Origin of the sequence: Stieleria sedimenti (genome assembly GCF_025060895.1) — a bacterium.
Lineage (GTDB): Bacteria > Planctomycetota > Planctomycetia > Pirellulales > Pirellulaceae > Stieleria > Stieleria sedimenti.
The window spans coordinates 1-12755 of record NZ_JANZKV010000228.1; the positions used below are offsets into that span (position 1 = coordinate 1).

The window sequence follows — 12755 nt, forward strand, 5'->3', positions numbered from 1 at the left end:
CATTGTTAGCGGTAGGGTGCGTGACCCGAATGGCACGGGCATGAGTGTTGGTGTGCAGGCTTTAGCCCAATACCGCTAAGTTAACATGAATGAGGGGGCCCGGACGCTGGCGCGAACCGGCTGATGTCAAACGAATATCAGCCGTTTGGCGCGAGCCTACGGGCCCTCATCTGAAGAAACGACGCTTAACTTAGCGGTATTGGGCTTTAGCCGCCCACTGTCGCTGCGTCGCAGCGAACGGGAATCGCCTCAAGGCTAAACACCAACGGCTTCCACCATCACCGCTCGTTGCGATCCGACGGCTCGACGATGGTGGCGACATGTGCGTCATCATTGATCGGATGCGTTTGCCGCAGCCGCGTCAGTTCTTTGGCGGCGTGGTAGCGTGACGCGACGCCGGGTTGCGGCACCAAACCGCCGCCGAGAATCAGCAGGGTCAACATCAGCACCGCGATCCGTTCGGCCGGACGGGCGTGCATCGGAACCTGCGTCCGTGTCGGATGTCCGGTGAAGATGCGAAAGTAGGCGGAGAGCACGGTGATCCCGCAAAGTGCCGCGGCGATCACCACCATCGTTCCGACCAGCGGATAGACATCCACCGCACCTTCGATCAGCAGTTCCATGCCGACGAAGCCGACCGTCGCGGGAAAGCCGATCGCAGCCAGCCCGGTCAGCAGGAAGAAACCCGCCAGCATCGGCATCTGGTGATACAAGCCGTGGTAATCGGCCAACGCGACCCGCGAGATTCGCGCTTCGATACAGCGGAGCGTGATCCCGAACCCGGTCAGCGACAGCCCCACGGACAACCACAGGCACAACGCACCGGTCAGTCCGATTGGGGTAACCAATTCCAGTCCCGCCAACACCAGAGAGGATTGGCTGAGAAACAAGAAGCAAAACATCCGCCGGGCTTCTCGTTGGATCAAGGCCATCGATCCCGCATAAACAGCCGTTACCAACGAGAGCACGGCGATACTCTGCAGCGCCCAAGACGGCGCGATCGGCAACACCAACCGCATCACGGCATAGGCGCCGACCAGCGGCGTGGAAAACAGAATCGCGGTTCCGAAGGTCGCCTTTTCAAACAGATCCGTCATCCACAGATGAAACGGGAACACGCCGCTGCGGAACAGCGCCGCTGCCGTCAGCAGTGCCCCCGGAATCAGCACCGCCGTACTGTTCACCTCGATCACACTGAGCCAGCCAAAGCCGACCACCAGCAGCACCGCGAAGACGGCCATGTGCAACACATAAAGACGCGTGCACCGCTGACGGTTGCGCAGTTCCAAATAGGGAGGAATCGTCGCCGCGATCAGCAACACAATCAATGTCCAACAGCTACGACAGCTGAACGTTGCCAACACGAGCGTCTCAGAGACCAACGCGAGTTTCAGCGAAAACCGCGGCGCTTTGGTGCGTAGCGTCGACATCACCGTGACGAGAAAAATCAACGCAGCCAGCGGCAATTGAAACGCGCTGAGTTCATCAACGACAAAAATGTCTCGATCAAACATCCAATCGATAAACGGCCAATGGTCGTGCGCCTCGAACGTCCCGATCAAGACAAAATCGATCAGTTCGCCGATCGTCAGCGCAAGCGTCACCGAACAAATCACGATGGCGTGTCGCAGGATGTTGTCGCGGTTGCCGAGCCAATGAATCCAAACCGCCCCGAACAGGGGAAACAGAATGGAAACTTCAATCCAGGGAAAATGAAACTCGGGCATCGTGGGCGTTGCGGGGGAAAGTGATCAAAGAGTGGACGTTGATGCGTTAGGCGGCGGACTTTAAATCTTCGGGGTGCAATTCGGCCTGGTCGGATTCACGTGACGCTTCATTGGACAACGCATCGGTGACCTGTCGCTCCACCGAATCACACCAACGGAACACCCGCACGAATGGCTGGACGATCCACTTGTCCAAAGCGATGTCCATGAATCCCCGCTCGAAGCCGAACCGGTAGCACCAACGCTGCATCCGCGGTGGCAATAATCCAGCTCCCACCCAGGCATCACGCGGCAATCGTGTGCCCATCTTGTTTTCCAAATCGCTGTAGTCCCGGAGCAACGTCGGGGCACGCAACAATTGCATCGTCCGCAGGCTCGCATGTCCGATGATGTGGATCAGTGCCAGATACTTCAGCCCCAATCCGATCTCCACGACGATGATTCCGACCTGGGTCAGCGAGGCGTAGGCGAGCGAAGCCTTGACATCGTTTTGCACGCGTGACATGACCGCGCCGCAAACCGCCGAAACGACGCCGAGACTGATGACCATCACCTGCAGGGTCAACGAGGCTTCGAGGATCGGACTGAGTCTCAGCAGCAAGAACGCGCCCAGGTGAACCGACAAGGCACCGTAGAAAATGGCACTCGAGGGTGTCGGGCCTTCCATCGCTCGGGGCAGCCAACCGCTAAACGGAAACAGGGCCGACTTACCGGCCGCCGCGACCAACAGCAGCGACCCGACCATCAAGGCCTGGCTGGACGTGATCGCGGCCGTTCCTTCGGGCCAAACCCCGCTGCTCATCAGCCCGCCGAAGTCGCCTTCGCCGGTCATGTGATGCATCGTGATCGCGGCGATCAAAAACGCGGCGTCGCTGAGGCGATAGATTGACCACACCCGTTGACCGTTGCGCACCGGATTGGTCCGTTCGTGAAAATAGGCCACCAGCAGCGCGGACGAGAGACCGACCATTTCCCAGCCGACGAACAACGTTTCGATCGTACTGGCCAACGAAGACAGCACCATGCCACAAAAAAACATCGCGTAGTACAGGAAGAAACGCCCATAACCCTCTTCGCGATGCAAATAACGACGTGTGAAGGCCCCCACCACGCCACACAGGACGCAGGAGAGCATCAAGAAAGGAATACTGAGGCGATCGAAAGCGAATTTCAAATGGAACTGAAACTGCTCCTCGGGAATCGTCACCCAGTTACCCAACTCGATCGGCACATAGCGAATGTCCGTTGCGAGCATGATCACCAGGATGGCAACAGCGGGCAACAACGAAAACAGCACGGCTGCCTGCGTCAGACGCGCGATCGACGTCTCGCTCAAGGGACGATTGACGAGTGTCGAAAGCCCGAGAATCGCCAACAACACGATCGGGCTGGCAACCACCGCCGTGCCGAGGATGTGAAAGAGTAAGTGCAGTGGAGTCATGATGAAGGCTTCAAATTGAAAGCAGGGTGCGGACCGAAGTGGCGTAAGCTTCCAGCTTGCGAAACGTGGCGTAAGCTTCCAGCTTACGAAACGTGGCGTAAGCTTCCAGCTTGCGATGGCCGGGGTGTCTCGAGATGGCAAGCAGGATGCTTACCCCACGCTTGAATCGGCACATCTCACGAGTGCTCCTCGATTGACGCATAGCCCAGGTGATCGCGTTGGCCGCGGTACCAATCGGCCGACGACGCGACGACGGGCAAATCGCTCGACTCCGGGGTGTAGCGTTGATAGGCCCCGTTGACATACCGCATGATCGTCGAGGTCTCGGGGTCGATCAGCGCAACCTGCACCCAGTTCCCCTTGATCAAGCGTTCGATCCCCGGATTTTCATCGATGATCTTGTCCATCTTTTCCGGCGAGGTTTCGATGACGAACAGGATCCGCATCGGTTCGTGGATTTCAACCATCTGCTGAGACAATCCCGGACGCAGATCGCTGGCGGCTCCGGTCATCACGCCGATCATCGACGCCACGTTGTGGGGCAACTTGGATCCACAGCCGTAACCTTCGACATCGACGGTGGAAAAGTAGTATTCCAGACTGATCCCCGCACAAACCGGGATCGCCGCTTGCAGAATCCGGGTCAGCACGCTGACGTTTTCGTCGTCCACCGCCGGATCGTATTCTGTCAAGAACACGCGACGATCCATGAACAGACCACGGGTCCAGTCGCGACGTCCGACGGTAACGACCGCGTTGGTCGCGTGGTTGTATTCCGGCCGAGCCTGGGACAAATCTTCCGCCCGCTCTTCGACATGCTCGAGCGCTTCTTCGACGGTCAGATCCAACGGCGCGGATTCGAACCGCCGAGCCCGTTCGTGAGCATTTCGGGCGCGCGTTTCGTTAACGCTTTTTTCGATGCGGCGAAACAGCAAACGATGCGTCCGTGGCAACAAGTCCAGATCGTAGTACTCCACGTCATCATTGCAGGTGTTATGAAACGCCCCCACAAAACGCACGTCATCGGGCAATTGCACACCGCGTCTGAAGATCAATCGTCGGACGCGAGGATCGTTGGCCATCATGGCAAACGCGCGTGCGTTGGGTCCGCCACGACCGCCGCTGCAGGCGCCACAGTTGTAAGCGGATTCATGGGGATTGTTCAGACTGCCGCTGCCGTGACCGAAGAACACGATGATCGGGGGAAAGTTGTCGACCATCCCAATGTCTTGCAGGATGCGAATCACGATCCCCGCCATCTCGTCCAAGCTGTAACCGAGCGATTCGGGTTCAGGCCCGGGTGCTGCGGCGGTCCGTTCCAAGTGCAACTCGGTCGCGGGGGGTTTGACAAAGGACCCCATCGTTTCGCGAATTTTTGACGTCAGCCGCGGCGCCAAGATACGTGCCACCATCGGGAATGTCGCCAACGCACCAAAAATCCCGGTCACCCAGCCACCAAGCATGGTCCGCGAGTGGGTGTGAACTTGGTGGGTGAACCAACCGATGCGGCGACGCCGTTCCGCCCGTTTCGCGCTGACGTGCATCGCTGAGAAGAGGGGTTCTTCGCGGACGAAATGCTGCGGCGTTAGAATGGCCGGACAGAGCGCTCGGTAGTGTGCGTGGTCGACACCCTGGTAATACATGGCGACTGCGAAGAACCCGGCGGCCGAGGCCGTCACACTTTCCGGATCGACTTCTTCCAGGTGCCGGCGGAACGATTCTTCACGATCATCGATGCAAAAGACCGCTGCATACGCGGGTTTACCGGACTTGGTGTCCCGACGTTTCTGGCGGCGACGAGCCGAATGGATGGCGATCGCATCGAGCGTCTGATTGCGATAATGTCGTTCATAAGCGGCGTGCAAGACGCGGCGCCGTTGGACCGAATCGAACGTTTCGATTTCACGAATCAGACACGCCCATTGCCCGGGCGTCATGTGGACCAGTTGTTCGGGTGTCCAACCGCCTGCCTGGGCGAGTTGAAAAATCGTGTACGTCCGCTCGTCGGTCGAGGGTGAAGGTTTGACGCCAAGTCGGCTCTCGGCGATCCGGCGAATCTCTCGATAATCGCGTGTCCCGTACAGCCGTTCGCCGAAGTCAGCGATCGCATAGCGTTCGAGCATCAAGCGAATCGCCAGGTATTCGTTCAACGTTCCGCCGCAAACCGGGTGCTGCAAGAACGGAGCGTTTGTCTCCATCTGCCAGATCATGCCCGCCCAGCCTCGCAGGGCCAGCAGCGTCGATGCGATCTTCTCTTCGGCCTCTTCCTCGGCGATGCCCAACGCATCGAGCGACTGCCGGATCGAGGCGAGCGGATCGAACGGTTCAGCCTGGATCGCGTTCAATTCGGTGGCGATCCCATTCATCCAAATCGGCGTGACCGCCAGCGATCCCTGATACAACCGTGCAAACGCTTGCGCGAATCCGAGTCCTCGATCGGGCAACGCCCAATCGGAAAATCCTTGGTCGAGAAAGGCGCCGCAGAAACGAATCAGCACTTCGTTGACGCTGACATCGATGTCTTCGCCGGAAACCTCCCACAACAGGTCTCGCAACCGGATCGGATCGCGCCGTTCAAATTCGGGTAGTCCGGCGGATTTGACGCCGGTGCGTGAAATCTGCCACAGCAGTTCCAACGTGAAGGCTTCCCACCGGGCGTCGGACCACCTTTCAATCGGCTGGCCACGCGAACGGTCGACCGCCGACACCACGACATCGGGCAATCGTGTCCCCGCATCACCTCGGAGGCGTTCGACTGCTTGCCCACCCGCTGCGTTCTGCTTGGCGACCGCCCCGGCGACTTGTCCAGCCAGGTCCCGATGACGCATCACCCAACTGCGGGTCTTTCCCACCATCTGTTCGGCGCGCTGTGGCGAAACCTCCGCGCGAAACCGGGTCAGCAGATCCGATTCGGCCAGCAACCATTTCAGCTCCGCATCGGGAGCCGAATGCAGCGTCATCTGCAGCATGGCCAAGCGAAGGGTGTAGCGCGTCCCGAAACTGGCGACCAATTCATCGGCTTCCTCATCCAGGTCATCCATCAAGACTTGCCGCAGATCCTCCGCTGAGATCCGCCCGCGAGCCAGTTCGCTTCGATAGCGTTGTTCCGGCCAGTAGGGCTCGCAGCCGTAGCGCCGTCCCCCTTCGATCACCGCCTGTTCAAAAGGCATGTCCTCAAAGCAATGCAACGTGTTGTGGTGAACGAAGACCGAGATGGGTCCTTGGGAAGGCAAGAAGTGAGTCGCGTGCTCGATCGCCGCCTGCAGCTTGGAGTGTTGATCCGCGCCGAGCCGAACGAAGGCTTCGGTCGAGGGGATGACGGCGGAGGTAGCATCTTGCATGGTGGCGACAGATGGTTCGGGCAAAGTGATCACATCTGAATGTCACGCGCTGTGATCACGTGTTGACGTCATTCACTGGGCACAATTCGTACCAAACCGATTGAGACCTTGCGACCTGGGGGCCCCGACTGACGTCCATGCCCGCCAATCGCCGGACATTCGTGCAAATCCGGGAGTGGAAAAAATACAATGGCAAGGCGATGTGAAGCCGGGCAACGCGGCTTCACCAGCCTTAAATCCGAGCAGGTGCACTGCGTTGCACTGCAGTGCAAAACCTTGCACAGTCCGAATGGGGAGGGGTTAGAAATGCACTTGCGCACGCAGCATGTAGATGTCCGCATCGCTTTCCCCTCTGCCTGCGAGGTCGTACGGTTTTTGAAGTCACCCTCCTGGCAGGAGGGTCGAGCGAAGCGAGGGGAGGTCGATGGGTCCATCGCGGTGTTCACTTCGCCGGCCAGCGTTGCAAACTGCAAAGACATGCACGGTACACGATGCGCGACTCAACGCGTCGACCTGCAATCCGCTGCACGCCGTGCATTGAATTGCATCACCACCGAAGCTTCTTGCCCGTAGAAACGTCGCTCAGAGGGGGTTAAACGGATTGGCATGCGGTATGCGAAGCGTGCAGCGAGGAAATTCCCAACAGACCGGCGATCGAGGCGGGGAGATGCACCGACGTATCCAATTGCACAAACACGTTCACACCCTGCGGGCAGACGAATTCGGCTCGCTCGCCGACGTGCGTGAATCAGCCGCTGCGGCTTCACCGCGGGTTTTGATCGTCGGATGTGCCGATCATGGATTGGCTCCCGACATGCTCTCCTTCGCGACACCGGGTCGCTGTGCCGTCGTGCAAAATTTGGCGGCGTCGATTCCGGCGGCGGACCAACCTTACGATTCCACAATGGCCAGTCTCGAGTACGCGGTCGTTCAACAGGGTGTCCGCGACATCATCGTGTGCCACCACCTGTGCTGTCGAATCGTGCGTTATTGGATGAGAACACCGATCCTGCACGCCCCCAACGATCCCGGTTGTCGATTCAACCAAAACGCTTGTTGGACGGTCGACCGTCTTTATCGTTACACGACCCAAAGTGAGCGGCAGACGCTGATGATTTGTGAGCACACGCTTTATCAGCTTGAAAACCTGAGGTCACATTCCATCGTTCAGGATCGGCTGGCGGTTGGGCGATTACGGCTTCATGGCTGGGTCGTCGACGACAGCACCGCCAGGGTCTTGGCATACACCCCCCACACGCACCAGTTTGTGAGTATCGAAAAAATCTCCAACCGGAAACGCATCTCATGATGAAAGCGTGCGACGGCGGATAGACTCGTGACACACGAGTCTTTTTTTCCAACGACAGCCTTCTCACAGCAACACGCGATGTTTGACTCTCATGACGGGCGGGGGATTCGTCGGTTCGCATTCGGGCTGGCGTTGCTGAGTCTGACCGCGGTCTCGGTCACCGCCTGGATCTTGTCCAACGTCCGTCGCGAACAGGAGATCGTGGCGCGATTGATTCAACACTTGCCCGAAAGCGACCTGCAAGTGGCCAAGGAACTCTCCGGCGATTTGAACCTTCAGAGCAGCCTGTCGTTCCTGCTGGTATTGAATATCGTCGCAACCGCGATCGCATTCGCGCTGGTCGTGCGCGGTTACTTGAGCAGCGAACGAACGCTCCGCGACGTGCGGGTGCTTTCGGCGGACATCTTGGCCAGCATGGACGTGGGAGTCATCACCACGGACAAGAACGCGGTCATCACCAGCACCAACCCCAGCAGTCGTGAGCTGATCGGATTGAACGGTGATGGCGTTGGGACGCGATTGTCCGAGATCGATCCGCAGCACGCCTTGTTGGACGAGATCTGCGAGGAAATCACGACCTACCATCAACCGATTCGCGATCGAGACTACTGCGTCAACCGCAACGGCCATCCATCGACCCTGCGCGCCGGTTGCACGATGCTCCACAATCGACACGACGAGCAAATCGGCATGGTGATTCACGTTCGTGACGTCACCGAAAAAACGCTGATGGAAGAACGACTCCGCAGGATGGAACGCTACATGGGTCTCGGATCGCTGGCGGCCGGTTTGCAACACGAAATCAAGAACCCGCTGAGCGCCCTGTCGTTGCACATTCAACTGTTGTGTGAACGACTGGACCAGGAGAGCGATGACGCGGAAGTCGCCGAGTTGCTGGACATCTTGAACACGGAAGTCAGGCGCATCAATGACGTACTCGATGGTTTTCGCAACTATGCCTCCGTCGCCGAGTTCGGCCGTGTGCCGGTTGACGTGACGTTCCTGGTCGAAAAATTGATCCGACTGCTTCGCCCCCAAGCCGAACATCAGAATGTCAAACTGGTAGCAGATCTGCCGGCGGAGATGGTCGGGATGATCCAAGCCGATTCGACGCGTCTGGAACAAGTTTTTTTAAATCTCGCGATCAATGCGCTCGCGGCGATGCCCGATGGCGGAACGCTCCGCTTTGAAATCGCCGGAGAGAATGGCAATGTCAGAATTACGGTGAGTGACACCGGAGCCGGCATCCCCCCGGAGATTCAGGACCAAGTCTTTGACCCCTATTTCACGACCCGCAATGAAGGCACCGGAATGGGTCTCGCGTTGTGCGACAAAATCGTTCGCCAACATGACGGCAGCATCGATTTTCAGTCCAACGGTCAAGGCACCGTGTTCACCGTGGTTCTGCCTGTCGGGACGGTCGAAAGCGGGGGAGAGATGGCAGAATGATTCGGGGCAGAATGATTCGGGGCGCGCGGGCGGGCGCCCAACCCCAGCTACTTTGGCTCTGAAGGTGTTAGGTGTTAGCGGAACGGCGCGAGCGGGCTGTCGATTTTGTGAGCCGCGACGCGTNNCAGCGGCTCACCATTGACTCAGCAGATCCCGACTCAATCGACAGTCCGCAAGCGGGCCGGTTTCAGCCGGACATACCGGAGGGCTCGCGCCCTACCGCTAACAAAAACACCCCACTTGGCGGCAAAGTAGAAGGCATTGGGGTCGCGTCGGGCTGGTATAGTGTTCGGCAGATCGATCCGTGTTTCCCTCACCCATTCAATCGAGATCTGCGACGTGAATCCCCGGTGCTCCTTCGCCCCCAAGCAATTCGTTACCGCCGTCGCGTCACTGCTGGTCATCGGCTGGCTCACCTGCTGCTGCCAGGCCGATGATTTCCCGCCGGTGTTCAACAACGAGGCGAGTTCCGAGGCCAGCCCGATGCCCGCTGCCGAAGCCGCCGCTACGATGACATTGCCCGAAGGTTTCCGGGCGACGGTTTACGCCAGCGAACCCGAGGTGCGCAACCCGATCGCGATGGCCTGGGACGACCGTGGCCGCATGTGGGTCGCGGAGAACTACACCTACTCAGATCGCACCCAGCACTTTGATCTTTCGCTGCGTGACCGAGTGATCATTTTGAATGACCGCGATGGCGACGGGCACGCGGAATCACGCAAGGTGTTTACCGACAACGTCCAAATGCTGACCAGCGTCGAAATCGGCCGTGGCGGTGTGTGGTTGATGTGCCCCCCGCAGTTGCTATTCATCCCCGATGCCGATGGTGACGATGTCCCCGACGGATCACCCGAAGTCGTCTTGGACGGTTTCACGGTCTCGCAAAGCAACTACCACAACTTTGCCAACGGACTCCGCTGGGGTCCCGACGGTTGGCTGTATGGGCGTTGCGGCCATTCCTGTCCCGGAAACCTGGGTGTTCCGGGAACGCCGGACGATCGCCGGATTCCGATCGATGGCGGCATGTGGCGTTTTCACCCGCAGCGAAAGACCGTCGAAGTGCTGAACCACGGCACGGTCAATCCCTGGGGATCGGACTGGGACGCCAACGGCGAACTGTTTTTTATCAACACCGTGATCGGCCACCTCTGGCATTCCATTCCCGGCGCCCACTTCATCGAGTCGTTCGGCGAGAGTCCGAATCCCTTGGTGTTCGAGCGGATGGACATGATCGCCGATCACTACCACTACGATCGCTCGGGATCATGGACCAACAGTCGTGACGGGGCGGCGAACGATTTGGGAGGCGGACATGCCCACATCGGAATGATGATCTATCAATCCGACCGATGGCCGCAGCAATATCACAACAAGTTGTTCACGTTGAACATGCACGGCTTACGGGCAAACGTCGAAACGATCAAACGTCACGGCGCCGGATATCTGGCCAGTCACGAGCCCGACTTTTTGATTTCCAAAGACCCGTTCTTTCGCGGCATCGAAATCAGCGTCGGGCCCGATGGCGATGTTTATGTGCTCGACTGGAGTGATACCGGTGAATGCCACGATCACACCGGCGTGCACCGAACCAGCGGACGCGTTTACAAAATCAGCTATGACGCCGGCAACAAGCCGAGTCACCGTTTCAGCAAACCGGCCTGCTTGGCCGGTGACGGCGAATTGCCCCAGCTTTGGCGGGATTACCAAGCGGGCAAGACAACGCCCGCACAGCTACGAAGTCTGCTCCGCGATCCCGATGAACACGTCCGCGTCTGGGCGATTCGGCTGCTGACCGACCACTGGCCGCTGGACACGTTTTTGGGACCGCAACGAGATGTCGAGTACCCCAACGACCCCGAAACGCTGGCGGCGTTGAAACGGACCGCGCAGCAAGACCCTTCCGGGTTGGTCCACCTGACCTTGGCGTCGACCTTGCAGCGTTTGCCGGTCCGAGAGCGAGCCTTGATTGCCAGCGAACTGGTCGCCCAGCCGCGATTCGCCGCGGACCGCGATTTACCGATGATGGTCTGGTTCGGTTTGATACCGCTGGTCGACCAGGACCCCGCGGCCTTGGCACGGGTCGCGGCGAACTGTCGTTGGCCCGACACCCTGCGTTGGATCACACGGGGGTTGGCCACGCGGGTCGAAACAACGCCCGCGCCACTCGACGAGGTGTTGACCGCCTCGCTGAAGATGCCGGCGGCGTTGCAGGCGAGCGTTCTGGAGGGCATGGCGGAAGCCTATCGCGGCTGGCTGAAAGTCCCCATGCCAAAGACCTGGCCGAGCATCGTTCAAAGCCGAGCGGCGAAAGCCAATCCCGACACCGTTCGCGAGTTGAACCTGCTGTTCGGTGACGGCCGGGCGATCGACGAATTGAGGGAGCTTGCGATGTCATCCAAAGTTACGCTCAAGACACGGCAATCGGCGCTAGAGAGTTTGATCGGTGCGCGGCCGGATGACTTGCGCGAGATCTGTGAATCGTTGCTGGATCAGCGTGAATTGAACGCGACGGCCGCCCAAGGTTTGTCGCGGTTCGACGATCCCGCCGTCGGCGAAAAACTGGCCAAGATGTATCGGCGATTCCACATCAATGACCGCCCCGGGTTAATCGAAATCTTGGTTTCCCGACCGAGTTTTGCCGCGGCGTTGCTCGATCGCATTGATGCCGATCGAGATCCGATTCCTCGCAGCGACATCACCGCCTTTCACGCCCGCCAGATCCTGGGGCTCGGTGACGATGGCTTGCGTGAGAAACTGACCGAGTCCTGGGGCGCCTTGCGCGAGTCGCCGGCGGAACGACGCGAGAAAATCGCTGCCGTGAAGACAATGCTTTCTGGCGATGTTCTGGCCAAAGCGGATCTGCCGACAGGACGTGCGTTGTTCAAGAAAACGTGCTCGCAATGCCACATGCTGTTCGGCGACGGAGAGAAGATCGGTCCCGACCTGACCGGCGCCCAACGATCCAGTTTGGACTACCTGTTGGAAAACATCCTCGACCCCAGCGCGGTGGTCGGCAAAGATCACCGGATGACCATCGTGCTGACCGCTGACGGACGCGTCTTGAACGGTTTGGTGGTCTCCCAAAACGACAAGACGATGGTGATTCAAACCCAATCCCGCCAAGAAACCATCCCGATCGATTCGATCGAAAACGTCAAAGAAACAACACTCTCACCGATGCCCGATGGGTTGCTGACGACACTGACCGAAGAGCAAATCCGCGATCTGATCGGTTATTTGATGCATCCGACTCAGGTCGAATTGGAATGAGTTGGTCAAAAAATGGGTTGGTCAAAAAATGGCAGCCTCCGGAGAGAGACTTTCTTCTGTCTCGATGACTTCATTTTTTGACCACTTAATTTTTTGACCATCAGACTGTCCGCGTTTAATTCCTCGCTGGACAACCGTGGGACCATTTGATCAATAGGAAACCACATCAATCGAGACGACGCATGACGGCTCACGTCGGCGAACGGCCTCTGCATCCT

General features: G+C 58.8%; 6 protein-coding genes. 3 read left to right on the forward strand and 3 right to left on the reverse strand.

Features of this window, described 5'->3' with window-relative positions; all coding sequences use genetic code 11:
* Nucleotides 1–278 precede the first annotated feature (278 nt).
* The 3 genes from NZK35_RS26910 to NZK35_RS26920 all read right to left on the reverse strand — a co-directional run bounded on the left by NZK35_RS26910 (nt 279) and on the right by NZK35_RS26920 (nt 6509).
* Complete coding sequence (locus NZK35_RS26910; RefSeq protein WP_259635616.1) at nt 279–1727, reverse strand: proton-conducting transporter transmembrane domain-containing protein; 1449 nt, start codon at nt 1725–1727, stop codon at nt 279–281.
* 46 nt (nt 1728–1773) lie between these two features.
* A complete protein-coding gene (locus NZK35_RS26915; protein WP_259635617.1) occupies nt 1774–3168 on the reverse strand; it encodes a proton-conducting transporter transmembrane domain-containing protein in 1395 nt (464 codons plus the stop codon).
* Between the two features lie 176 nt (nt 3169–3344).
* On the reverse strand, nt 3345–6509 hold the full coding sequence (locus tag NZK35_RS26920) for a DUF2309 domain-containing protein (protein ID WP_259635618.1): 3165 nt from the start codon (nt 6507–6509) through the stop codon (nt 3345–3347).
* A 667-nt stretch (nt 6510–7176) separates the two neighbouring features.
* Here NZK35_RS26920 and NZK35_RS26925 point away from each other — a divergent pair.
* The 3 genes from NZK35_RS26925 to NZK35_RS26935 all read left to right on the forward strand — a co-directional run bounded on the left by NZK35_RS26925 (nt 7177) and on the right by NZK35_RS26935 (nt 12537).
* Complete coding sequence (locus tag NZK35_RS26925; RefSeq protein ID WP_259635619.1) at nt 7177–7818, forward strand: carbonic anhydrase; 642 nt, start codon at nt 7177–7179, stop codon at nt 7816–7818.
* A 78-nt stretch (nt 7819–7896) separates the two neighbouring features.
* Nucleotides 7897–9267: a two-component system sensor histidine kinase NtrB gene (locus NZK35_RS26930; protein ID WP_259635620.1), complete on the forward strand. Its 1371-nt coding sequence runs from the start codon at nt 7897–7899 to the stop codon at nt 9265–9267.
* Between the two features lie 339 nt (nt 9268–9606).
* A complete protein-coding gene (locus NZK35_RS26935; protein ID WP_259635621.1) occupies nt 9607–12537 on the forward strand; it encodes a PVC-type heme-binding CxxCH protein in 2931 nt (976 codons plus the stop codon).
* Nucleotides 12538–12755: the final 218 nt, after the last annotated feature.

Excerpts from the sequence above, each read along its gene's own strand:
- NZK35_RS26920 (WP_259635618.1), bottom strand. The coding sequence starts at position 6,509 with ATGCAAGATGCTACCTCCGCCGTCATCCCCTCGACCGAAGCCTTCGTT.
- NZK35_RS26910 (WP_259635616.1), bottom strand. The coding sequence starts at position 1,727 with ATGCCCGAGTTTCATTTTCCCTGGATTGAAGTTTCCATTCTGTTTCCC.
- NZK35_RS26925 (WP_259635619.1), top strand. The coding sequence starts at position 7,177 with ATGCACCGACGTATCCAATTGCACAAACACGTTCACACCCTGCGGGCA.
- NZK35_RS26930 (WP_259635620.1), top strand. The coding sequence starts at position 7,897 with ATGTTTGACTCTCATGACGGGCGGGGGATTCGTCGGTTCGCATTCGGG.
- NZK35_RS26915 (WP_259635617.1), bottom strand. The coding sequence starts at position 3,168 with ATGACTCCACTGCACTTACTCTTTCACATCCTCGGCACGGCGGTGGTT.